Origin of the sequence: Paenibacillus agaridevorans (assembly GCF_018604145.1) — a bacterium.
Lineage (GTDB): Bacteria > Bacillota > Bacilli > Paenibacillales > Paenibacillaceae > Pristimantibacillus > Pristimantibacillus agaridevorans.
The window spans coordinates 6,181,826-6,204,544 of sequence record NZ_CP075889.1; the positions used below are offsets into that span (position 1 = coordinate 6,181,826).

Consider the following 22,719-nt stretch of genomic DNA (forward strand, 5'->3'; position numbering starts at 1 on the left):
GACTATACCCGCTCGATCACGAACGAGAAGGACATCGGCGCGTCAGACGGAATCGTATACGGCTCGTGGACCGGAGCGCCCCAGCTGTCGTCGCCTCCGACGCCCATTTGTCGCCCTGCGACGGTGATAACGGTGTAATGCGCCTGCGGCAGCTCGTAGACATGCTGCGCGTTCTCCAGCTCGAACGCCGTGTAAGGCGATACGCCGCATTCCACGGGCGCTCCGTCCGCGGCGATCCGAATGCCGCGTCCCAGGACGTCCGTTACGTCCAGACGGCGCACGCCCGTCCGGTTGCCGGATTCCTGCGGCATCACATAGCCTGACACGTTGCCGGCAGCCGTGCCTTCGAAGGAGCATAGGCGCGCGCCTTGGGACCGGTCGGCATAGTTCTCCTCCGGTCCCAGCGCCAGCCACTTCAGCTGATCGTAATCCGCCGACACCTTGAAGGATACCGCGAAGACCGGCAGCTTAGGCAGACCCGCCGCGCCGCTGTAATCAGCCTGTACCCGGATGCTGCCATCCGGGCGAACCGTATAGGCCATACGCGTCTCGAGCTCATCGCTGACTGAGAAGCGGAACCGGTAAGCGATCGTGATCGAACCGTCCTCCCCATTCTCTTCCACGTCGATTCCGACGCACTTGCGAGCCAGACTGGCTGCGTACCAGACGCCCGCGTCGAAGCCTTGGGAGAATCCTCTGTCATTGTCCGTCGTCGCCCTCCAGAAGAGCGGGGCCGGCGGAGTCGCTATCATCTCGCGTCCCGCATAATTGAGCGAGATCAGGCTCATCGCCTGCTTCGAGAAAATCGCGCTGAAGTCTCGTCCCTTCACGCCGATGTTGACATCGCCATGCACGATCGCAAGCTTCGCTCGGTCGCTCGGCGCCGCCCCTGGAAGCGCGCAGCCGTCCGGGCCGCATATGTCTGCCGCTCCGCCGACGAAGATCAGGCCGCCGGAAGCGCCGGCGCCAGCCTCCCCGGAAGTCCCGGGTAAGCCGTCCATGCCGCCGCTGAGCCCCCATGCCGTGCTAATGCTTACGTTTTCTGCGGCATCCTTCGCTTCTACTCCGTCATTTACTCCTGATGCGCTTCCGCCGAGGCCCCATGCATCGCCGGCAATGCCCCCGGAGATGTCCATCGCGCCGACTCCGCTGTCCGCCGCGCTCTCCACGCGGAACACATGCTGACCGAAGGCGACCTCATGGCCGGCCTCTGCCCACAGCGTGTCTTCCTTCAGGCGGAAGGAAACGTCCACCGCGTATTCGCCAGGTACAAGCGTCAGCGCGCCTTCGGCGAATTCGAACGGAACGTAGGCTTCACCGCCGGCAGCCACGTTAATCTGCTCGACGCGGCTGGCCAGCTCTCTGCCGTCGACCGACAAGACGAAGACCAAATCAAGCTCCGACGTATCCGCGAACAGATTTTCGTTGCGGATCGCAACGCCTTCGCGGTCCGGCACCAGCTTGATGTTCTGATAAAGGAATTTGACCTCCTGCATCTTCGGCGATTCCTTGCGGTCCGCGTACACAATACCGTTCGTGCAGAAGCCGTAGTCCGTCGGACGATCGCCGAAGTCGCCGCCGTAAGCCAGAAATTCCTTGCCGTAACGGTCCTTCTTATATACGGATTGGTCGATGTAATCCCAGATGAAGCCGCCCTGGTACATCGGGTACTTCCGCTCCAGATCGGTGTACAGGCTCATGCCGCCCAGCGAGTTGCCCATGGCGTGCATATATTCGCAGCTGATGTACGGTTTGTCGGGATTTTGATCGAGATACTCTTGGATGTCGGCCGGCTTCGCGTACATCCGGCTCTCCATGTCGCTCGCTTCCGTAAAGGCACGGTCGTAGAACACGCCTTCGTAGTGGACGAGACGTCCGCTGTCTACCGAGCGGAAGTAACGCGACACGTTTACCAGCACATCGCCAACGTACGACTCGTTGCCCAGCGACCAGATCAGGATGGACGGATGGTTCTTGTCCCGCTCGTACATCGAGATGGCGCGGTCCATGACGATATCCTGCCACTCCGGCCGGCTGCCCGGAATGTTCCAGGACGGCTCGACGGCGCCCATCTTCTGCCAGGAGCCGTGCGTCTCCAGGTTCATCTCGTCGATGACGTATACGCCGTATTCGTCGCATAGCTCGTACCAATAGCTCTGGTTAGGGTAATGCGAGGTCCGGACGGCGTTCATGTTGTTCCGTTTGATCGTCTCAATATCCCATAACATATCTTCCTTGGAAATAGCGCGCCCGGTACGCGGGTTGAACTCGTGGCGGTTTACGCCCTTAAAGACGATCCGCTGACCGTTAAGCGTCATGATCTTGTTCTTCATCTCGAAGCGGCGGAAGCCGACGCGGTTCGGAATCGCTTCGACCAAAGCGCCGTTTGCGTCCAAAACCTCCACGATAAGCTCATACAGGTATGGCTTCTCGGCGCTCCACAGCTCCGGATTGCCAACCTTCGTCTCCAGTACGGCGTTCAAACCTTCGCCCAGAGCCGTCGCTGCGGAAACAACCTCATTGCCCTCGGCGTCATACAGCTTGACGACCGCCATCGAGCCCGCTGGCGGCGTCTCGCGAAACGCCAGCGCCGCGCGCAGCGAACCTTGCGTCAGGCTTTCGTCCAGCTCCGCTCGCACGTCGAGATCGTAGACATGGATGGAAGGCACCGTATAGAGATACACGTCGCGGAAAATGCCGGAAAACCGCCAGAAGTCCTGATCTTCCAGCCAGCTTCCCGTGCTCCGCTGGAACACTTCCACCGACAGCTTGTTCTCCCCTTCGCGAACGTAAGGCGTCAGCTCGAACTCGGACGGCGTAAAGCTGTCCTCCGAATAACCGACGAACTTGCCGTTCAGCCACACGTAGAATGCGGTCTCTACGCCCTGGAACGAGATGCAAACCGGCTTGCCGGCCATATCGGCGGGAAGATCGAACAGCTTCACGTAGCTGCCGACGGGATTGTCTTCCTTGGAGATAAACGGAGGTCTAAGCTCCTCATGTCCGTCCCACGGATACATCGTATTCACGTATTGCATCTGGCCATAGCCCTGCGTCTGAATGTGACCCGGCACCTGGATATCGCCCCAGCTTGACGTGCCAAACGCCTCGCTGAAAAAGCCCGCCGGCCGGCTCGCCGGGTTCGGCGAATAATGGAACTTCCAGGAGCCGTTCAAGGAATGGCGCATCTCCATCGGCACCCGGCTGCGAGCCTCCGCCACCGAGCCGTAATAGGCATGGTCGGAATGCGCGGGCAGTCGATTTACCGCGAATACGTTAACGTCCTCCAGCCAATCCAGAGTTGGATTGGCTGTTAACGTTACATTTTTATCATTAAATCGCGAAGTTGTAGTCATGTGGTTTCCCCCTTCACCCTTCTGTTACTTCACCGAACCCGTCATGCCCGCCACGAAATGCTTCTGCATCAGAAAGAACACGATGGCCGTAGGCAATGTCGCGATCAGAATGACAGTCATAATAACTCCGTAATCCGGCGAATAGCTCGAGCCCAGATTCGAGATAAGCAGCGGAACGGTACGTTTCTCTGGCGATTGTAACACAACGAGCGGCCACAAGTAATTGTTCCAGCTCGACATAAACGTGATTATTGCCGCTGCGGCATAAGTCGTCTTCATCGTTGGCACGTAGATGCGGAAGAAGACGCCAAGCTCGCTAAGTCCGTCGATGCGGCCCGCTTCCAGCATATCCCTCGGAAACATCTTCGTGCTCTGGCGAAAGAAGAAGATCAGGAACGCCGTTGTCACCGTCGGCAGAATAACCGAAGAGATCGTATCGATCCCGATAAAAGGCATCGTCCGCGAGATGCTGCCGAACATCCGGTACAGAGGCACCATCAACGCGGCGAACGGAATCATCATGGACAGAAGCAGAATGCTGAACACGATATCCTTCGCTTTGCTCCGATAAATTTCGAAGCCGTAACCCGCCAGGGAGGCGATCAACATGGCGAGAATCGTCGTCGTGATGGAAATTTGGGCGGAATTAAGCAGCGCCGGCACCAAGTCGACCGTGTCGAACACTTTGCGAAGGTTCTCGAACAGCTCCGCGCCGGGAAGCAGTCTGCCTTGCGTGACGTCGATGGATTTGTTGGTGGCGCTGACGATCATCCACAAGAACGGGAAAATCGAGATAACCGCTGCAAGGCTGAGAAAGACGTACATCAGTGCTCTTTTCACTTTATGCATTCTTATCACCTGCCAATTTAAACTGTAGAACCGAGAAGATCACGATAAGTATAACGATCGCGTACGATACGGTCGCCGCGTAGCCGAAGTCCGGCGTATATTTGAAGGACAGGTTATAGATATACTGGGACAGCGTCATCGTCGCATTGCCCGGTCCGCCCTTCGTAATGTTCATGACCTCGTCGAACAATTGCAGCGTACCTATCGTCGACGTAATGGACGTGAACAGAATGATCGGCTTGAGCAGCGGTACCGTAATGCTGCGGAACTGCCTGAATGCCGATGCGCCGTCAATGCGCGCGGCTTCGTAGATGGAGCTATCGATATTTTGCAGGGCCGACAGATAGAAGATCATGTTGTACCCTGTCCAACGCCAGGTAATGGCGATTATGATCGTAATTTTGGCCCAGAAGGGATCCGTGATCCATTCTATTGGAGCGTTCACGACATGCAGCTTGAGCAGCATCGTGTTGATAAGGCCGTCAGGCCCGAACAGGTATTTAAAGATAACCGAATAAGCAACCAGCGACGTAACCGCCGGAAGGAAAATCGCCGTACGGAAGAAACCTTTGAGCTTCAAGTTTCTGTCGTTCAGAAGCACCGAGATGAACATGGCAAGCAGGATCATGATCGGAACCTGAATAATCAAGTAAATAAACGTATTCTTCAGCGCCGTGATAAATGTAGAATCCGACAGCAGCCGCTTATAGTTGTCGATCCCGACGAAGTCCAGGTTCGTCCCCGTACCCGACTGGAAGGACATGATAAGCGCCTGGATCATCGGGTAAAAATAAAACAAGCAGATCATGACGATCGCGATGGCTACAAAGGACCAGCTGATGGTGTTCGTCTTCGCCTTCAGATTCATGGCCAGGGCCTCCTCTATTCCAAAAAGAAACCTCGGAAGCCGCCCGCCTGCCACTTCACGTATAGGCAGCAAGCGGCTGTCCAAGGTTCTCGTTCTCTGTGTTATTGCTTATTTAATTTGGGAATCGGCTTGCTTTTGAGCGTCTGCAAGAACAGCGTCAACGGCTTTGCCGTTCAGGTAGTTCTGCATTTCCACGACGAGGATGTCTTCGATCGCGTACGTGTGCATGCCGTAGTTGACGTTAGGGATTTCCGCCGTCCATTTCGCGAAGTCCTGCACGATCTCTTGACCGCCGAAGAAATCGTTTTTCGCTTTGTACGCTTCGCCTTCGGATGCAGGCTTGTAAGTGCCGATCGCGCCGATCTCCGTGACGAGCTTCTGGTACAGATCCACGTCTTTGCCAAGCGTGGCGCCGAGGAATTCGGCTGCCGCCTCTTTGCCCGGCACGTTCAGGACGTACCACGAGCTGCCGCCGAGGCTGGATGCGTGTACGGAATTGGCGTTGTTCGTCAGCTTAGGCAGCGGAACGATCGCCCATTTGCCGGATTGGTCGGCTGCCGCCGTGATGGAAGGCGTGAACCAGTTGCCAGTCGGTACGGATGCCGCCGCGCCGCTGTTGTAATTTGCCACGAATTGGCTCCAGTCGGAGTGGATTTTTACAATGTTGGCGTCCATCATTTTTTTGTACGTTTCAAATGCTTCTTTCAGAGCGGCGTTACCGGCCAGATCTGCCGTCTTGCCGTCTTCCTTCAGATACCAGGAGCCCGCGGATTGAATCATGACGCGCAGGATGCCGAGGTCGTTTGGATCAAGGGACAGCATTTCTTTCCCCGTTTTTTCCTTAACGGCCTTGCCGATCTCGATGTACTGATCCCAGGTGATGTTTTGCATATCTTCCACCTTATATCCGGCTTGCTCCAGATAGTCGGTTCTTACATATAAGCCGGTAACGCCGGAGTCGAATGGAAGTCCGTAGTTTACGCCGTCCACGCTAGTCGGTCCCAGCTTGTATTCCGCGAAGTCGGAAGCCTTGAAGCTGTCCGTCAGAGGGTGGAACATGTCCGGATAAGCCTGCAGGAAGCTTTGTGCCCGGTAGTCCTCGATCAGAACGATGTTCGGAAGACCTTTTGTCGTGCCGGAGCTCATGCCCGTGTTCAGCTTCTGAACGATATCGGCTTGCGCGTTTTCGATGATTTCGATCTTTACGTTAGCGTTGTCGTCGGCGTAAGCTTCTTTCGCCAGATTCATCGCTCTAATATTGAAGTTCGGATCCCATGCCCAAACCGTAAGGTTGGTTGTTTCCGCCGCGTTGTTGCCGCCGTTCGCGCCGCCTTCGCCCGCCTTATTGTTGGCGTTCGATGAGCACGCCGCCGTAACAACCATCATGCCGGCAAGCAGAAGAGCCATCATTTTTTTCATTTGTCCAGACCTCCATTTTATATATGTGGCGAAAGCGTTTCCCGCCTTCTGATAACATCTTAGCATCGGGACAAAAGCGTGCGTTATGAGGATCTTTGCCTTCAATTGTCGGATTGTTATCAGTTGCGCATTAGTCACTTTCTGTCATTTGGAGTATCTTTGGATTATTGGACGATTTTTATTCCTCAATCAAAGGAATGCGGATCTTCACCTTTGTTCCTTGCCCCGGCTGGCTCGTCACCGTCACGCCGTAACTCTCGCCGTAGAGAAGCTTGATGCGCTCGTGCACATTTTTCACCCCGATGCCGGTAAACAGCTGCCGCCGTCCCTCCCGCTTGTTCAGCCTATCATCCTCGATTGCCGCCGGATCGAAGCCGTCGCCATCGTCGACGACCTCGCAGACAAGCGCGTCCGGCTCCTTCGCCGCCATAAAGTAAATACTGCCCGTCGCCTTGCGGTTGAAGCCATGAAAGAATGCATTTTCGATAAAGGGTTGGATCATCAGCTTCGGCACATGGTACCCCATGCAATCCGGCGCGACAAAATAGTTCATCTTGATCCGATCGCCGTACCGGACATGATTGATGAATACGTAGTTGCGCATATTGACGAGCTCCTGGCTGAGCGTAATCGTCTCGCTGACGTTGCCGATCGCGTTCTGCAGCAGCGAGATCAGGGAATTGATTGTATCGGCCGCCTTCTCCTTGCTGCCCTGCTGCACCATAAATTTTACCGAGGCAAGCGTGTTGTAAAGGAAGTGCGGATTAATCTGCTGCTGCAATGCCTCCAGCTCCGCATTGCGCTGCTGCTTCTGGGTATGCACCAGCTCCTTTACGTATTCTTGCAGCTCGTCCATCATAGCGTTAAATGCTTGACCCAGCTGCCTCGTCTCGTAGCTCCCGCCTACGTTGACATGATGGTCGAATTCATACTTGGAGATCGTGGAAATTTGTTTCACGAGCCGGGTCAGCGACTTCGTCAGTCTCCTGGAAATAAGAAAGACGATAATCAGCGCCGCCGCGACGATGGCAATAACGCTGAGCGCAATGGTCCTCGTATCGGTGAGCTGGCCGATCGCCGCTTCCTTGTCGACCAGATTGATAAGATAGAGCCCGAACGGCGCCAGCATCCGGGATAACACGATTCCTTCCTTGCCCATAATCTCCGCATTTACGGAGGTCAGCTTCTTCTCCTCAATATCCTTCGCGTATTGGAGCAGATCGGGAAACGGCTGTCCCAGCCAGGCCGTACGATTGCTCGATACGATAGTGCCCGCTTCGTCCATGATCGCGACGTCGTTGCCGAAGCTGGTAAAGCTTTCGAAAAACTTCTTGAAGTCTCTTTCCCGGATCGCAAAATAAATCGCGCCGTACACGTCTTCCGTCGTACGGTCGATGAGCGCCTTGGACGCGACGATCGTCGGCTCCGTTGCCGATACGCCGGAGCGGCTCGAATCGTCGTATTGATAGTGGATCTTGCGCGGCTCCGCGAGCGTTCGATCGGTTAAGGGATGCTCGCGAAGCTTGGCCCCGTACACCGGCCAAAGCGCGGGATCCGTCGTATAGCTCCTTCCGTTCATGCCGATGACCGTTATGCCTACCTCATAAGCGTCCACCAGAGATTGAATTCGTTTGACCTGTTCCACCAAATTGTAATAGGATCGATACTGCTCCAGGGAGCTGCCGTCTCCCTCGGACAGAGCGCCTCTGATCGTGCCGCTCTGCTGGGCGTTGTTGGCCGCCATAACGATGGCATAGCTGAACGCATCCATATTGCTCGTAATCTGGGCGATGACTTTGGCGTTCGTAATACTGAACGTCTGCATAAACACCCGTTCCGATGTATTGATCGTGGTCCAGGTAGACGTCACGGATACGGCAATAATCGAGACCACCATAATAATGAACATTTTAATAAACAAGCCGTTGTACTTGAATCGATCGAATACGTTTCTCATACCCGCCCCTTCTCTTCTCCCACGAATTGCCTCCTGTAGCGGCTCGGCGAAAGCCCCGTCGACTTCTTGAACACCTTGCAGAAGTAGCTGTGGTCGGAGTAGCCCACCATGCCGCTAATCTCGGAGATCATCGCGTCGCCCTTGCGCAGCAGCTCCTCTGCCTTCTCGATTCTGACCTTGTGCAAATAATCGACGAACCCCTCGCTGTTATGCGCGGAGAAGTAGCTGGACAGATAAGAGGCATTAAAGTGGAAGTGCTTCGCCATATCCGTCAGGTTCAGCGGCTCCGCATAATGCTGGTGAATGTAATCAAGCAGCTTCTTCATGTTGGCGTTGCCCGGCAAAGCGGCCTTGTCCGAGATACATGCCTCCGCCTCTGCGATGAAGGCATCCAGACAATTCAGCGCCTCGGAGGCGGACTTGGCATCCTCGATCGCCTTGAAGTGGCGATACTTATCCTTCTCAAGCTCTCGGGCGTCATACTCCATATTGCCCAGCAGCACCGTTATATTGAAGACGAGATTGCCCAGGAACGACTTGAAGGCGAACACATCCGTCGTATAATCGCCGGCCATCGCCTTCGCGTGATCGCGCAAATAATGGAAAGCCTGATGGAACTGGCCTCGCTTGAAGTCCTCCGTAAAACGGTTCAAATGGAAGCTCTCCGTTTGCAGCACCGGCGGAGGCAGCTTGCCCTCCTGCAGAACGCCCATATCCGGCAGATAGAAAGCATAACCCAGCAGCCTGGTCAAAGAGCCGTTGTACACCTCGCGCAGCTCTTTCACATCCGGGAACGGATTCGTGACCGCGATCGGAATACGCTGGCCAGCTGCGGATAAGCTGACCGCCGCCATGCCTGCTATGCGGACCACTTCGTCCATCGCGCTCTGGTCGGCGTTGATCAATACGGCTCTCAGCTGCCCTTCTATTGGAAGTGCCCGTATAACGGGCAGGTTCCTTTCAGAGCCGGAGCTCGACGCCAGCAAGCCCGTTAACTTCTCCTGCAGCTGAACCGCAGAAGGCTGCACGCCTTCCTCCAGTACTCGCGGGTCAAAGCCGGCTAGCAAGAAGAGCGGATGCGGAAACGTCTCCCGAAGCTCGTCCGCCGAGAAGTCGGCATCGTATCCGGATAAAAGACGCTCCAGCTTCTGCTCCAGGGAAGGAGCGTAGCCGCCCCCCGACGACTCCTCGATACCGAGCGAGGGAATACGCTGCGCCGTCATCTTGAGCACCGTCAGCAAATGCTGGAGATCGAGCTTCGGCTTTAAAATATAATCCGCGACGCCGCTCTGAAACGTCGAACGGACATAATCGAATTCGCCGAAGCTGCTTAACACGATCACTTCTATCTCGGGGTAATGCTGCTTGATCTGCCTGGTCAGCTCTTCTCCATCCATGACCGGCATCACGATATCCGTAATGACAATATGCGGCCTCAGCTCGGCGATCCGCTCCAACGCCTCTTGTCCGTTTGACGCCTCTCCGACAATATGGAAGCCTTCCTGCTCCCACGCCATAAAATGTTTGATTCCCTGTCTAATGAGCACCTCGTCGTCGACGATGAGCACCCTGCAGTATTCGGACGCTGCCATATGGGCCGCACCTCCCGCGCGTAATGAATGTGCTTCTAGTATAGCCGTTCTTCGCGACAACTGTAATGCCCCTTGGGAGAGCATGAGCGTAAGTCGTCGATGCTGCGTTTTTTTCCGAAACGCTGAAATCCCTACTCGGTGAGGCACACTATCCAAAAAGTACTAGCGGCTGCTAAGCGGACGGGGGTTAGGTAGGGGTGGCAGATGAGGAATGGATGGGAAAAAACATGAACGAACGCGGCTCGAACGCTGGACGGATGGAGAACGAGCATGGAAAGAATGCGGCATGAACGCGGAACGGATGGGGAACGAACATGGAAGTAACGTGGCTCGAGCGCGGAACGGATGGGGAACATGCGTGGAAGGAATGCGGCGGAAGTCTAACGGACATGGTTGAGGCTGTCGATTCATTGTGCAAAGGTGAAATGGCGGGCAAGTGTCCGGCAAGAAATGAACGGGAGCAACTGTAACGGAACTGAAAGGCGTTATTTCAGCAAAAAGCGGCACTTCGCAAATCTAATGGAACTGACAGCCCTTATGATGGGCAAAAGTCCGCGGTTTGCCTAGATTTCTCACAAATAACGTCGCACAGTTCCGTTAGATTTTAATATCGCCCCAAAAGCTCCATATAAGGCCCCTAATTTCCGTTAACAGGTTGGCGATGATGGATTGCAGCTTCATTTCCAATTTTGCACACAATGAATCGACGGCCTCATAGCAGCCCATTATAGTGGAATTTTCCTAGCGGTATCGGCTAACTTGGGCGAATTATAGCGGACTTTTCCGCTATAACTGACGGTTACGATCAAGTCCGGCTCAATATAGCGGACTTTTCCACTATAGTGAGCCTATCCGAATTGAGCCGATCAACTTCGACAGCCTGATCATCGGCCGACACCCCTTTATTTGACCAAATCCTCTACAAATTTCGGCAGTACGAATGCCGCTTTGTGCAGACGGGGCGTGTAATACTTGGTCGCAAGCTCCGGAATGGACGATTCCTCGACCTCAAGCGGATCGTAAGTCTTGCTGCCCATCGTAAATGTCCACAGGCCGCTTGGATACGTCGGGATGTTGGCACCGTAAACGCGTACGATCGGGAACACTTCCTTCACATCGCGGTTCACGCTTTGAATCAGATCCGCCTTGAACCAAGGATTGTCCGTCTGCGCGACAAAGATGCCGTCCTCCTTCAGCGCTTCGTAGATGCCTTGGTAGAAACCACGCGTGAACAAATTCGCCGCAGGGCCGACCGGCTCCGTCGAATCCACCATGATGACGTCGTACGCATTTTTGCGATCGTGAATATGCATAAAGCCGTCGCCTACGAGCACTTCGACGCGGGGATTGTCCAGTTCGCCGGCAATGCTCGGCAAATACGTTTTGGAATATTCGATGACTTTGCCGTCGATGTCGACAAGGACCGCTTTTTTTACCTTGGGATGTTTCATCACTTCGCGAATCACGCCGCCGTCGCCGCCCCCTACTACGAGAACATGCTCCGGATCGGGATGCGTGGACAATACCGGATGCGCGACCATCTCGTGATAAACGAACTCATCTCTAACGGTTGTCATAACCATGCCGTCCAGGACCAGCATCGTACCGAACTCTTCCGTTTCGATTATATCCAATTGTTGAAAGTCGGTTTGCTCATGGACATACGTTTTCGTAATTTTAGCCGTTATGCCGAAGCTTTCGGTCTGTTTCTCGGTATACCACATTTCCATCGTTGATCCCTTCTTTCCTTAGAGGTTGTTCAAAAAGTCCGCTTTTGAGAATCATACACTCATGCGCTAAAAACCAAACTTTTTGAACCCGCATATTTAGAATTGGCACGTTTGCGCGCGGTTCAGCCTGTTTTATAGTCTTTCAAACCCGCGCATTTCGTATGACAACAATATCGCAAATGAATAGCCTATGCCGCAATTTTCCATACTAGAGGTAGAACTTATGAACATGAAGAACAGAACAAACCTCTGCGAAGGGAGTCGGCAGCTATGACCAAGTCTTCCAATCAGCCCGTCAAGCGGCAGGGCAAGCTGCGCCGCGCCGTCAAATTCCCTCGCCTGTCGGAGCGGCTCCTGGGACCCGCTCTCGCTCTCCGCAAGTGGTCGATTAGGGCAGGTCTGGCCGCTCTGGCCTGTCTGATCCTGCTTGTCGGGCTTTATCTCTATATAAGGTCGCAGACCCTGCCAGCATCGTCGGTGAGCCAAACCTCTCAAATGCTGGATATCCATGGAAACGTCATCGACACCTTCCATGCCGGCGAGAACCGACGGTCCGTCGCTCTGGCGGACATCGCGCACGAGCTGATCGACGCGACGCTTGCCATCGAGGATCGCCGCTTCTACGACCATTCCGGATTCGATCTGAGGGGGATGGCGCGAGCCGTCGTCGTTAACGTGCAAGGCATGTCCAAGCTTCAAGGGGCCAGCACGCTCACCCAACAGCTCGCTCGCAATCTCTACCTGAGCCATGAGCGGACTTGGGAACGCAAGCTTAAGGAAGCCGCGTACACAGCCCAGCTGGAGATGAGCTACTCCAAGGACGAGATTCTCGCCATGTACTTGAATCAGATCTATTACGGTCATGGCTCGTACGGCGTCGAAGCTGCGGCCATGATGTATTTCGGCAAACACGCCTCGGAGCTGTCGCTGGCCGAAAGCGCCATGCTCGCCGGCATACCGAAAGGACCAAAATATTATTCGCCATACATGAATATGAAGAACGCCAAGGACCGTCAGTACATCATCTTGGAATCCATGCTGGAGGGCGGCTCTATTACGGAGGAACAAGCGGCGGCGGCTTATGCCGAAGTGCTGGAATTCCAGCCGTTCGGCGGGACGGAGCAAGAAGGCTTCGCCCCGTACTTCCGGGACTATATTAGAAGCGTTGCCGTGGACAAGCTCGGTTTCGACGAAAAGCTGCTTAACGAAGGCGGCATTACGATCTATACGACGCTAGACCAGGAAGTGCAGGCCGCGGCCGAAGAAGCCATCAAAAACGGCATGCCGGAGAGCTCGGAGCAGCAGGCCGCGCTGGTCTCCATCGATCCCCGGACCGGCTATATCAAAGCGATGGTGGGAGGACGCGATTATTCGAAAAATCAATATAATCGCGTATTCGCAAGCACTCGTCAGCCTGGTTCGTCGTTTAAGCCCTTTTTATATCTGGCCGCCATCCGCAGCGGATTTATGTCTCCCATCACCCGTTTCAAAAGCGAACCTACCGTCTTTACCTACGACGAAGGGCGCAAAACTTACAAACCGAGCAACTACGGGGACAAATATACCGGCGATTATATCGATATGCGGAAAGCCATCAGCGGCTCCGACAATATCTATGCGGTAAACACGATTATGACTGTAGGGGCCGATAAGGTGATCGAGACGGCCCGTACGTTGGGCATTGGCAGCAAGCTGACTCCCGTGCCGTCGCTTGCGCTCGGCACCTCTCCGGTCAGTCCTTACGAGATGGCCTCCGCATATGGCACCTTCGCGAACGGCGGAACACGGATCGAGCCCGTTGCCATCCTTCGGATTGAAGACCGGAAGGGCAACGTATTATATGAAGCGAAACCAAAGGTACATGAGGCCATTACGCCGGCCGAAGCCTATGTCATGACGAGCCTGCTGGAGAGCGTGTTTGACGAGGGCGGCACCGCCCATCGCGTGGAGGCAACCATTAAGCGCCCCGTCGCCGGCAAGACGGGAACGACGTCGACCGACGCCTGGCTCGTGGGCTATACGCCGGAGCTTGCTACTGCGGTCTGGGTCGGCTACGACAAGGACCGCATGCTCACCGTCGCGGAAGCCCATCGCGCCGCGCCGATCTTCGCGAACTTTATGGAGGATGCCTTGGAAGCGGTGCCTCCAAAGATGTTTACGGTGCCCGAAGGCGTCGTTAACGTCTACATCGAGCAAGAGAGCGGCAAGTTGGCGGCGGCCGGCTGCGCCGGCACTACGCGGCTGGAGTCCTTCCTCGCCGGCACGGAGCCGACTGAGGTATGCGGCAACGCGGCTGTCGGAGGCGCCGGAGATTCAGGCGCCGATGGCAGTGGAGGCGCAGGCAAAGGCCGTGCCGGTTCGGAGAAACAGCGCTCTTGGTGGCAAGATCTAAAGCGTTGGTGGACGAACTGACGTTTTGCACGCCGAGATCATTCCCCGTTCATGCTTGCATCCATTTGTGCCATCCCGCGGCTGAGATATGTTCGTCAAGTTTCGCATGTTTTGGTGGCATATGCAGCAGGCAGGATCGCCCGTTTTCCGACGGCGGTCCTGCTTTCTTTTTGGCGATATAGGCATATAAACCTTGTCTCCGGAGGAAGCAAGCGCTATTTGTGACAGCCAAAATAAGATTCCGTGTCAAAAATATGTGCAAATCGTGAATTTTCTTTGAACAATCGACATAAGATGTGTTATAGTGGGTATAAGAATGAAAGAAAGCACTTACATCAATACGTAAGGAGTGTTTCCCCTATGACGACGAAGACTGCAACTATAAGCCAACTGCGGCCAACCAAATCCGACGTGAAACGTCTAGTAAACGTAATGACCCTGATTGCATGGGGAGTCCTCAGCATCGGCGTCCTGCTCTGCCTCATTAATCTTAGCCACTTCAGCGACAAAAACATCGGCCTTATGGTCGGGATCGGCTTTTTGATCGGCAGCGTTCATATCTACGTCATCGGTACGGCTATCGGCCTCGTTCATGCGTGGAAGTCCGAGATGGCGAAGTCGCACCCGAACAATCAATCGCAAGAGTAGCTGCAAACGGCGGCGCCAGCTTATAGCAAAGACAGAAAGGAAGCGACAGGGCAACTGTTTCGCTTCTTTTTGTTTTGCAAAAATATCACAGCGCCCCTTGTGACAACTTTCCCATACCTGGCTGCAGATGCCTGAAACTCGTTTCGGCGTCCACGGACAAGCCTGTTTCAAGCCGCCTGTAAACGCGTTACAAATAGATGAATGCCATTTTACGGGAGGGCTTCGCCTCTTTTGTCTAACTGGTGACTGACAAGTGACGGAACTTTGTCAGAACTAAGTCGAATTGTTTACATCGTCATTCGCGATAGTGTTATTCCGGTGTGATTTTGTTACATTATTCACAAGCTAATGAAATCGAGGAGTGGAACCGCAATGAGACGTTATTATCGAATGCTGGCAACAGCGCTCTTTCTGGCGATGGTTGCCGTGATCTCGGGCTGCAGCAGCGAGCAGTATATCGTGCTTGACCCGAAGGGACCAATCGGACAGCAGCAGAAGGATCTTATCATTATTACTACCCTTCTGTGCGCGGTTATCATCGTGCCCGTCCTTATTTTAACCGCGGTCATCGTTATGCGTTACCGTGATCGCCCCGGCCGCAAAGCGCGCTATACGCCGGATTGGGAGCATAGCACGAAGCTTGAAGTGACATGGTGGACGATTCCGATTGTCATCATCATCGCTCTTGCCGTCATTACTGCTATCTATACGTATAAGCTCGAACCTTCCAAGCCGCTTGAATCGGCGAAAGAACCGATTACGATCGAAGTAACGTCTCTCGACTGGAAGTGGCTGTTCACTTATCCGGGTGAGGACATTGCGACCGTCAACTATATCAAGTTTCCCGAAGATACGCCGGTCCGTTTCCAGTTGACGTCCGACAAGGCGATGAATTCCTTCTGGATTCCGCAGCTCGGCGGGCAGCTCTACACGATGTCGGGCATGGCCATGACGCTGTTTCTGCAAGCGGATGAGCCGGGCATCTACTACGGCTCGGGGGCTAACTTCAACGGCGCGGACTTCGCTCAGATGACGTTTAACGCAGAAGCGGTCTCGGATGAAGAGTATCAGTCTTGGATACAAGAAGTGAAAGGCGATTCTCCTGCACTGACCCTGGATGGTTACGAGCAGCTCAAGAAGCCGGGACGCTCCGACGTGCAGCTGTTCTCGAGCTTCCCGGAAGGACTGTTCCAATACATCGTGACGCAATATGTCGAGGACGGCAGCGGCGGCGCGCATGCCCATCACGGTCAAAGCGGGGACAGCGGACAATAACGACCCGCGCATACGAAAGGAGAAAGCTTCATGTGGGATAAAATCAAGGAATTTTCATCCGAGTTTTTCGTGACGGGTGACCCGCTCATTCTCGGCGCACAAGTCTCCATCGCGCTGACGCTCGTAGCGATCATCTTCACGCTGACGTATTTCAAGAAGTGGCGCTGGCTCTGGACGGAGTGGCTTACTTCCGTCGATCACAAGAAAATCGGCATTATGTACATTATCGCATCCATTCTGATGCTGTTCCGCGGCGGCGTCGATGCCCTGCTCATGCGCGTGCAGTTGGCTGCACCTGAGCTGGAATTTCTGAACGCCGAACACTACAACGCGATATTCACGACGCATGGCGTTATCATGATCCTGTTTATGGCGATGCCGCTCATGTTCGGTCTGTTCAATATCGTCGTGCCGCTCCAGATCGGCGCGCGCGACGTCGCGTTCCCGTTCCTGAACTCCCTGAGCTTCTGGATGTTCTTCTTCGGGGCCATGCTGTTCAACGTTTCGTTCATTATCGGCGGCTCTCCCGATGCGGGCTGGCTCGCATATCCGCCGCTCTCGGAGCTGTCAGGCAGTCCGGGCGTCGGGCAGGACTTCTATATATGGGGCATACAGATATCCGGTATCGGCTCGCTCGCGACGGGCATTAACTTCGTGGTCACCATTCTCAAGATGCGCGCTCCAGGCATGAAGCTGATGAAGATGCCGATGTTCAGCTGGTCCGTTCTATCTTCTTGCGTGACCATCATGCTAGCGTTCCCGATTCTGACTGTTACGCTGTTCCTGCTCTTCTTGGACCGCTATCTCGGCGCGCATTTCTTTACGCTCGACGGCGGCGGCAACCCGATGATGTACCTCAACCTGATCTGGATGTGGGGTCATCCCGAGGTATATATCGTTGTCTTGCCGGCATTCGGTATCTTCTCGGAGATCGTTGCCACCTTCGCGAAGAAGAAACTGTTCGGCTACAAATCGATGGTGTTCGCCCTGATGTCCATCAGTTTCTTCTCGTTCTTTACCTGGGCGCATCACTTCTTCACGATGGGCTCCGGCGCGAACGTCAACGCGTTTTTCGCTGTTACGACCATGATTATCGCGATTCCGACCGGGGTCAAGGTGTTCAACTGGTTGTTCACGATGTATCGAGGAAAGCTATCGTTCCCGACGCCAATGCTTTGGACAGTCGCCTTTATCCCATGTTTCGTCATTGGCGGCATGACCGGGGTTATGTTGTCGGTCGCGCCGGCGGACTTCCAGTTCCATAACAGCTACTTCCTGATCGCTCACTTCCACCAAGTGTTGATCGGCGGCGTCGTGTTCGGTTACTTCGCGGGTCTGTACTACTGGTGGCCGAAGATGTTCGGCTTCAAGCTCCACGAAGGCCTTGGCAAATGGGCGTTCTGGTTCTGGAACATCGGCTTCTACGTCTGCTTTATGCCGCAATACGCGCTTGGCTTCATGGGCATGACTCGCCGCTTCAACGAATACAACTTCGACATGGGCTGGCAGCCGCTTAACGTCGTGTCCACAGTGGGCGCGTTCCTGATGGGTATTGCGTTTCTCTTCCAGGTATGGCAGATCGCGCACAGCATCAAGTTCCTGAAGAAGGAAACAACCGGCGACTCGTGGAATGGCCGTACGTTGGAATGGTCGATTCCATCTCCTGCGCCGCACTATAACTTCGCCAGAATTCCTGTCGTAACAAGCCAGGACGACTTCTGGGAGAAGAAGCAACGCAAGCTTCGCGGAGAGAAGGATGCTCCGGAAGTCATCGCGGCGGAGCAGGCGCCGCTTGAGCCTATTCATATGCCGAAAAATTCCGGCATACCGTTTATCATGTCATTGTCCTGGTTCGTCGCCGGCTTCGGCTTCGTCTGGGATTGGAAATGGATGATCTTCGTCGGCATGGGCGGCGTCATCGCATGCATGCTGGCAAGATCGTTTACCTACGATACAGACTATTATATTCCGGTCGATGAGGTGCAGCGTACGGAAGCTGCGGCAAGGGGGGCTCACTAATGGCACTACTGAACAAATTTCTGTCCGGCGGCAAGAGTCAGCCTCTTGCCGCGGCGCACGGCCAAGGCGGCGGTCAAGCCGCGCATGGCGGCCATGACGCCCATGGGCATGATCACCACGATCAGGAAGGCATGAAGGTATTCGGCTTCTGGCTGTTCCTGATTACCGACGTTATTCTTTTCGGCACCTTGTTCGCGACCTTCGTCGTGCTTCGTCTCAATACGGCAGGCGGTCCGACGGGCGCCGAACTGATCGAAATCAACGGCATCATCATCTCCACGTTCATCTTGCTGACAAGCAGCTTTACCAGCGGCGTCGCGCTGCTGGAGATGAACCGGGGCAACAAAAAAGGGCTGATCACCTGGCTCGTTATTACCGCGCTGCTTGGCGCATCCTTTATCTATCTCGAGGTAACGGAATTTATCCACCTCGTCAATGAAGGCGCCACGATCGGCACGAGCGCTTACTGGTCTTCGTTCTTCACGCTGGTCGGCACGCACGGACTTCACGTCTCGATCGGCCTCGTTTGGATGGTAGCGCTGATCATTCAGCTCGCAAGACGCGGCATTACCGATGTTACGAAACGCAAGGTCAACGTCATCAGCTTGTATTGGCACTTTCTCGACGTTATCTGGATCTTCGTCTTCACGATCGTATACTTGATGGGGGTGATGTAAGATGGCCAATCCTAACGCTCACGGCGCTCAGCACGGTCATGACAGCCACGGAGGCGGCCACAGCGGCTCACTGAAGTCTTACGTTATCGGCTTCGTCCTTTCGATCGTCTTGACGATCATTCCGCTCGTCGTCGTCCTAAACGATATGTTCAGCAAGCAAGTCAACACCTTGATCATCCTGGTGATGGCCATTCTGCAATTCGCCGTACAGCTTCTGTTCTTCATGCATATCCGGGATGAAGAGAAACCTCGCTTCAACCTGATTGCCCTGATCTTCGGCCTCGTCATCATGCTGACGATCGTCGCGGGCTCCATCTGGATCATGACTTACAATGCGGTAGCAACCTAAGGCGTGTTGGCGAATACAAGGTGAAACGGCTGTCGCCGTCGTAAACTTATACTTTCCTATAATTTAAACGGAGGACCCACAACTTGTGGGTCCCTTTTTGTTTGAAGATTTGGTTGGCACTTTAAAAACGTAAAATCAACATATGACTCTATAAATCTACCCATACCCTTTCTTTTCATCTGAATAGTATAGATTATTCGGAACGGAGAGGGGGGATTGGGATGAAAAAAATCATCGTAATTAGCTGCGATCGTGACCGCGACCGTGATCGCGACCGTGACCGTGACCGCGACCGCGACCGTGACCGTGACCGCGACCGTGACCGTGACCGCCGCTGCAGCAGACGCGACCGCGAACGCATCCGTAGACTCAGACGCTTGATCAGACGTTTGGAAAGACGCTTGCGCCGTTTGATTCGCATGGGAGGCAACCGTAACGAAATCCGCAGACTGAGACGTTTGATCAGACGCCTCGAAAGAGAATTGCGCCGCTTGGAAGATCGTTGTGACCGTCGAGGTTTTTAATCTGAGAGAAATATAGAGAAAGTATGGCAAAATCATATACCTCCCTATATTTGAACGAAAACCCGCAACGGACACTCGAATAAGTGTCTGATGCGGGTTTTTGCCGGACTAGGGATTAGCCTTGGCTACATACTATCTTTTTAATAGAAGTCCGACACGGTGTTGATTAAGCGCAGAAATATGGCTAGGATAACCAATCCGAAAGCAGCAGGATCAAGGTACCTAGCAGAAAAATCGTCGCCACCGTGTAGCCGAAATATCGAATCGGCTTTGGCATCTCCCTCATGTTCACCTTGCGAATCGGCCCGCCGCCTTCAACACGCTGGATGCCGTCCATATTCATGTCCTTGTAGGTCTCATCGACCGCTCTTTCCGTTTCCGGCTGCGTCTCGTGGGTATTATTAGGATATGACATCTGCCTCGCCTCCTTCGTATTTCCAGCCAATCTTCGTCCTCCTTCTGGAAACTAATACTCCATGCCGGCGTATAGATGGATAAGACTTTGACATCAGACGACAAGGAGGAACGTCCATGTTTTTTGTATTCTGGCTGATTGTTTTGGTTATTGGCATTGTCATTCTGTACAACAATCGTGAGCAAGAAGAAGAGCTTCTCGCGTTAAAGCTGGTGGGATACTACCTTCTCGGCACCTTCTATTTGTCCCTTAACGGCCTTGCTCTGCCCATCGGCTTTGTCATCAGCTTGTTCATGAGGCCTAGTCAAAATAGGGGCGTCAAACGCGGTTCCGCGATCTTCGGCCTGGTGATGATGATCATCGGGCAGTTTATACTTTGAACGATTGCCAATGCGTTGAAAGTCGGCAGCCGGCACTTCCCCTACAACTTCCTTTACAATTCCTGCTTGCCATACAGTTGCCCGAACTCGCTTGCGGTCATGCCGAAATGAAGTTCGTCATGGTACTCTCCATTCGTATAAATCATATCCCTCAGTCGTCCCTCTTGGACGAAGCCCAGCTTCTCATGCAAACGTATGGAAGCCGTGTTAAATGAATAAACATGCGGCGTCGCCTTGTGGTAATTCATCTCGTGAAAATAAAACCGCAGCACGGTACGAATCATCTCGCTCGCATATCCCTTAGAGCGATGCTCCGGCAGCAGGGCGATGCCGTATTTAAATGTCCCATATCTCTTGTTGCACAAAAACGTATTGATTGTCCCGACGAGTTCTCCGTCACTCGTCTCCGCGACCCATCGGAACGCATCGCCCATTCGATTCCGCTGCTCCGCCTCCAGCCATTGGATCTGCTTCTCAGGAGATTGCGGGAAGTGGATCATGTCCACCTTGCGGTTCACCTCGTCATCCAGCGCTTGAAATAAAACAATATCCGATGATTGCAGCGCTCTTAACGTCAGTCTGTCCGAACGCCAATAATGGAAAGGCATATGCATCCTCTTTTCATCGCGTAATGATAGCGTAAGTTCCAGTTCCCTATTCCTTCGACAAATGAATTTCAAATCCCTTCCAAAAAACAACACATAAGGACGAGCGAGCGGCCTGACCTTTCGATTGTTGCTGCAGAAAAGGGTATAATACAGGTATCCAATGTCAGAAGAAACGGGTGAAACCGATGAGCGATATGCAGAACAAAGCCGGAACGACCGGTTGGAACTTGGAAAATAGCTATGCCGAATTGCCTGTTGCCCTGTTCACGGCTGTAAAACCTACGCCCGCGAGCGAGCCTCGGCTCGTTGTATTAAACGAACCGCTTGCAGCTTCGCTGGGACTGAAACATGAAGAGTTGTCCGGCGAAGAAGGCGCCGCTGTGTTGGCAGGGAATGAGATTCCCGAAGGAGCTCTGCCGCTCGCTCAAGCCTATGCGGGGCATCAATTCGGCAATTTCACGATGCTAGGAGACGGCAGAGCCATCCTGCTTGGCGAACAGATCACGCCGGACGGACGGCGAATGGATATACAGTTCAAAGGCTCCGGCGCTACGCCCTATTCGCGGCGCGGAGACGGGCGGGCGGCGCTGGGCCCCATGCTTCGGGAATATATTATCAGCGAGGCCATGCATGGGCTTGGCATACCGACGACGCGCAGTCTGGCGGTCGTCGCGACGGGCGAGCCCGTCTACCGCGAGACTGTGCTGCCCGGCGCCGTCCTGACCCGCGTCGCAGCCAGCCATCTGCGCGTCGGCACGTTTCAATACGCCGCCAATTGGGGCGGCGCAGAGGAGCTTTACGCGCTCGCGGACTATGCGCTGCAGCGTCATTATCCCGACATCCCGCTGGATGACGGGCGTTATTTGGCCTTGCTGCGCGGGGTTATCGCCCGTCAGGCGGAATTGATCGCCAAGTGGATGCTTGTCGGCTTCGTCCACGGCGTCATGAACACCGACAACATGACCATCAGCGGCGAAACGATCGATTATGGACCGTGCGCGTTCCTGGATGCTTTCGATCCGAAGACGGTATTCAGCTCCATTGATGCAAACGGCCGTTATGCCTACGGCAATCAGCCTTATATCGGCGTGTGGAATTTGGCGCGGCTTGCAGAATCGCTGCTTCCACTGCTGCATGAGGATGAGGAGCAAGCGGTGAAGTTGGCCGAAGAGGCCTTGGGCGAGTTTACGAACTTGTATCACGGTCACTGGATGGCTGGCATGAGAGGCAAGCTGGGTCTGTTCGGCGAAGAGGATGAGGATGAGTCGCTCGTGAAAGAGCTTCTGGGACTGATGCAGCAGCACGGAGCGGACTATACGAATACGTTCGTTGCTCTGACGTTCGGCATGACCGAAGGCGAAGCGCTGTACGGTGACGAAGCGTTCGCCGCGTGGCGCGATCGGTGGCAGGGTAGACAGAGCAGGCATCGCAAGCCGGAAGAGGAGTCGCTGCGGCTCATGAAAGCCAGCAACCCTGCCGTCATCCCTCGCAACCATCGCGTCGAGGAAGCGCTGGACGCCGCTGTGGAAGGCGATCACAGCGTCATGGAGGATCTGCTGCGCGCGCTGGCGAATCCTTATGATCATCGACCAGAGCAGGCGGAGTATGCGATTGTGCCGGAGGCTTGCGGGCCTTATCGGACGTTTTGCGGGACGTAGGTTT

The 22,719-nt window shown here is 54.4% G+C and carries 19 protein-coding genes; 9 read left to right on the plus strand and 10 right to left on the minus strand.

Annotation, left to right across the window (positions count from 1 at the left end; translation table 11 throughout):
• Positions 1-2: 2 nt before the first annotated feature.
• The 6 genes from lacZ to KJW29_RS24795 all read right to left on the minus strand — a co-directional run bounded on the left by lacZ (position 3) and on the right by KJW29_RS24795 (position 10,041).
• Positions 3-3,356: a beta-galactosidase, LacZ type gene (gene lacZ / locus KJW29_RS24770; RefSeq protein ID WP_214626636.1), complete on the minus strand. Its 3,354-nt coding sequence runs from the start codon at positions 3,354-3,356 to the stop codon at positions 3-5.
• 24 nt (positions 3,357-3,380) lie between these two features.
• Complete coding sequence (locus KJW29_RS24775; RefSeq protein ID WP_087571698.1) at positions 3,381-4,205, minus strand: carbohydrate ABC transporter permease; 825 nt, start codon at positions 4,203-4,205, stop codon at positions 3,381-3,383.
• A complete protein-coding gene (locus KJW29_RS24780; protein ID WP_214626637.1) occupies positions 4,198-5,073 on the minus strand; it encodes a carbohydrate ABC transporter permease in 876 nt (291 codons plus the stop codon). The genes KJW29_RS24775 and KJW29_RS24780 overlap by 8 nt, the downstream gene beginning before the upstream one ends.
• A gap of 108 nt (positions 5,074-5,181) precedes the next feature.
• Positions 5,182-6,492 (minus strand): ABC transporter substrate-binding protein, encoded by a 1,311-nt coding sequence (locus KJW29_RS24785; RefSeq protein WP_108995625.1) that lies wholly within the window; start codon positions 6,490-6,492, stop codon positions 5,182-5,184.
• Between the two features lie 178 nt (positions 6,493-6,670).
• Positions 6,671-8,449 (minus strand): cache domain-containing sensor histidine kinase, encoded by a 1,779-nt coding sequence (locus tag KJW29_RS24790; protein WP_214626638.1) that lies wholly within the window; start codon positions 8,447-8,449, stop codon positions 6,671-6,673.
• Positions 8,446-10,041, minus strand: coding sequence for a response regulator transcription factor (locus KJW29_RS24795; RefSeq protein WP_214626639.1), 1,596 nt, complete (start codon positions 10,039-10,041; stop codon positions 8,446-8,448). Before KJW29_RS24795 ends, KJW29_RS24790 begins: the two co-directional genes overlap by 4 nt.
• 314 nt (positions 10,042-10,355) lie before the next feature.
• On the opposite strand from KJW29_RS24795, the gene KJW29_RS24800 reads away from it, so the two are divergent.
• Positions 10,356-10,511, plus strand: coding sequence for a hypothetical protein (locus tag KJW29_RS24800; RefSeq protein ID WP_214626640.1), 156 nt, complete (start codon positions 10,356-10,358; stop codon positions 10,509-10,511).
• Positions 10,512-10,943: 432 nt separating this feature from the next.
• On the opposite strand, the gene speE is transcribed toward KJW29_RS24800, so the two are convergent.
• Complete coding sequence (gene speE / locus KJW29_RS24805; protein ID WP_214626641.1) at positions 10,944-11,771, minus strand: polyamine aminopropyltransferase; 828 nt, start codon at positions 11,769-11,771, stop codon at positions 10,944-10,946.
• 270 nt (positions 11,772-12,041) lie between these two features.
• Between speE and KJW29_RS24810 the strand changes: the two genes are divergently transcribed.
• The 6 genes from KJW29_RS24810 (at position 12,042) to cyoD (ending at position 19,130) form a co-directional block, all read left to right on the plus strand.
• Complete coding sequence (locus KJW29_RS24810; protein ID WP_214626642.1) at positions 12,042-14,183, plus strand: transglycosylase domain-containing protein; 2,142 nt, start codon at positions 12,042-12,044, stop codon at positions 14,181-14,183.
• 339 nt (positions 14,184-14,522) lie between these two features.
• Complete coding sequence (locus KJW29_RS24815) at positions 14,523-14,810, plus strand: hypothetical protein (protein ID WP_214626643.1); 288 nt, start codon at positions 14,523-14,525, stop codon at positions 14,808-14,810.
• Between the two features lie 372 nt (positions 14,811-15,182).
• Positions 15,183-16,085: a ubiquinol oxidase subunit II gene (gene cyoA, locus KJW29_RS24820; protein ID WP_214626644.1), complete on the plus strand. Its 903-nt coding sequence runs from the start codon at positions 15,183-15,185 to the stop codon at positions 16,083-16,085.
• 30 nt (positions 16,086-16,115) lie between these two features.
• On the plus strand, positions 16,116-18,104 hold the full coding sequence (locus tag KJW29_RS24825) for a cbb3-type cytochrome c oxidase subunit I (protein ID WP_214626645.1): 1,989 nt from the start codon (positions 16,116-16,118) through the stop codon (positions 18,102-18,104).
• The gene (gene cyoC / locus KJW29_RS24830; protein ID WP_214626646.1) at positions 18,104-18,781 is read left to right on the plus strand and encodes a cytochrome o ubiquinol oxidase subunit III; all 678 of its coding nucleotides are present in this window, start codon (positions 18,104-18,106) and stop codon (positions 18,779-18,781) included. Before KJW29_RS24825 ends, cyoC begins: the two co-directional genes overlap by 1 nt.
• Before the next feature lies 1 nt (position 18,782).
• The gene (cyoD, locus tag KJW29_RS24835) at positions 18,783-19,130 is read left to right on the plus strand and encodes a cytochrome o ubiquinol oxidase subunit IV (RefSeq protein ID WP_214626647.1); all 348 of its coding nucleotides are present in this window, start codon (positions 18,783-18,785) and stop codon (positions 19,128-19,130) included.
• Between the two features lie 56 nt (positions 19,131-19,186).
• Here the strand turns inward: cyoD and KJW29_RS24840 are convergent, their stop codons facing one another.
• Both KJW29_RS24840 and KJW29_RS24845 read right to left on the minus strand, forming a co-directional pair.
• Positions 19,187-19,684, minus strand: coding sequence for a hypothetical protein (locus KJW29_RS24840; protein WP_214626648.1), 498 nt, complete (start codon positions 19,682-19,684; stop codon positions 19,187-19,189).
• Positions 19,685-19,838: 154 nt separating this feature from the next.
• Positions 19,839-20,069, minus strand: coding sequence for a hypothetical protein (locus KJW29_RS24845; protein WP_214626649.1), 231 nt, complete (start codon positions 20,067-20,069; stop codon positions 19,839-19,841).
• Between the two features lie 116 nt (positions 20,070-20,185).
• Between KJW29_RS24845 and KJW29_RS24850 the strand changes: the two genes are divergently transcribed.
• Positions 20,186-20,449 (plus strand): hypothetical protein, encoded by a 264-nt coding sequence (locus tag KJW29_RS24850; protein ID WP_214626650.1) that lies wholly within the window; start codon positions 20,186-20,188, stop codon positions 20,447-20,449.
• Positions 20,450-20,502: 53 nt separating this feature from the next.
• Here the strand turns inward: KJW29_RS24850 and KJW29_RS24855 are convergent, their stop codons facing one another.
• Positions 20,503-21,057, minus strand: coding sequence for a GNAT family N-acetyltransferase (locus tag KJW29_RS24855; RefSeq protein ID WP_087571683.1), 555 nt, complete (start codon positions 21,055-21,057; stop codon positions 20,503-20,505).
• 194 nt (positions 21,058-21,251) lie between these two features.
• On the opposite strand from KJW29_RS24855, the gene KJW29_RS24860 reads away from it, so the two are divergent.
• Entirely contained in the window at positions 21,252-22,715 is a 1,464-nt protein-coding gene (locus KJW29_RS24860) for a protein adenylyltransferase SelO (protein WP_425517575.1), read from the plus strand.
• Positions 22,716-22,719: the final 4 nt, after the last annotated feature.

What these genes read in the sequence shown, in the direction of transcription:
- KJW29_RS24810 (WP_214626642.1), top strand. Translation starts at nt 12,042, where the DNA reads ATGACCAAGTCTTCCAATCAGCCCGTCAAGCGGCAGGGCAAGCTGCGC.
- cyoC (WP_214626646.1), top strand. Translation starts at nt 18,104, where the DNA reads ATGGCACTACTGAACAAATTTCTGTCCGGCGGCAAGAGTCAGCCTCTT.
- cyoA (WP_214626644.1), top strand. Translation starts at nt 15,183, where the DNA reads ATGAGACGTTATTATCGAATGCTGGCAACAGCGCTCTTTCTGGCGATG.
- KJW29_RS24855 (WP_087571683.1), bottom strand. Translation starts at nt 21,057, where the DNA reads ATGCCTTTCCATTATTGGCGTTCGGACAGACTGACGTTAAGAGCGCTG.
- KJW29_RS24785 (WP_108995625.1), bottom strand. Translation starts at nt 6,492, where the DNA reads ATGAAAAAAATGATGGCTCTTCTGCTTGCCGGCATGATGGTTGTTACG.
- KJW29_RS24845 (WP_214626649.1), bottom strand. Translation starts at nt 20,069, where the DNA reads ATGTCATATCCTAATAATACCCACGAGACGCAGCCGGAAACGGAAAGA.
- KJW29_RS24795 (WP_214626639.1), bottom strand. Translation starts at nt 10,041, where the DNA reads ATGGCAGCGTCCGAATACTGCAGGGTGCTCATCGTCGACGACGAGGTG.
- cyoD (WP_214626647.1), top strand. Translation starts at nt 18,783, where the DNA reads ATGGCCAATCCTAACGCTCACGGCGCTCAGCACGGTCATGACAGCCAC.
- speE (WP_214626641.1), bottom strand. Translation starts at nt 11,771, where the DNA reads ATGGAAATGTGGTATACCGAGAAACAGACCGAAAGCTTCGGCATAACG.
- lacZ (WP_214626636.1), bottom strand. Translation starts at nt 3,356, where the DNA reads ATGACTACAACTTCGCGATTTAATGATAAAAATGTAACGTTAACAGCC.
- KJW29_RS24825 (WP_214626645.1), top strand. Translation starts at nt 16,116, where the DNA reads ATGTGGGATAAAATCAAGGAATTTTCATCCGAGTTTTTCGTGACGGGT.
- KJW29_RS24800 (WP_214626640.1), top strand. Translation starts at nt 10,356, where the DNA reads ATGGAAGTAACGTGGCTCGAGCGCGGAACGGATGGGGAACATGCGTGG.
- KJW29_RS24790 (WP_214626638.1), bottom strand. Translation starts at nt 8,449, where the DNA reads ATGAGAAACGTATTCGATCGATTCAAGTACAACGGCTTGTTTATTAAA.
- KJW29_RS24775 (WP_087571698.1), bottom strand. Translation starts at nt 4,205, where the DNA reads ATGCATAAAGTGAAAAGAGCACTGATGTACGTCTTTCTCAGCCTTGCA.
- KJW29_RS24780 (WP_214626637.1), bottom strand. Translation starts at nt 5,073, where the DNA reads ATGAATCTGAAGGCGAAGACGAACACCATCAGCTGGTCCTTTGTAGCC.
- KJW29_RS24860 (WP_425517575.1), top strand. Translation starts at nt 21,252, where the DNA reads ATGCAGAACAAAGCCGGAACGACCGGTTGGAACTTGGAAAATAGCTAT.
- KJW29_RS24815 (WP_214626643.1), top strand. Translation starts at nt 14,523, where the DNA reads ATGACGACGAAGACTGCAACTATAAGCCAACTGCGGCCAACCAAATCC.
- KJW29_RS24850 (WP_214626650.1), top strand. Translation starts at nt 20,186, where the DNA reads ATGTTTTTTGTATTCTGGCTGATTGTTTTGGTTATTGGCATTGTCATT.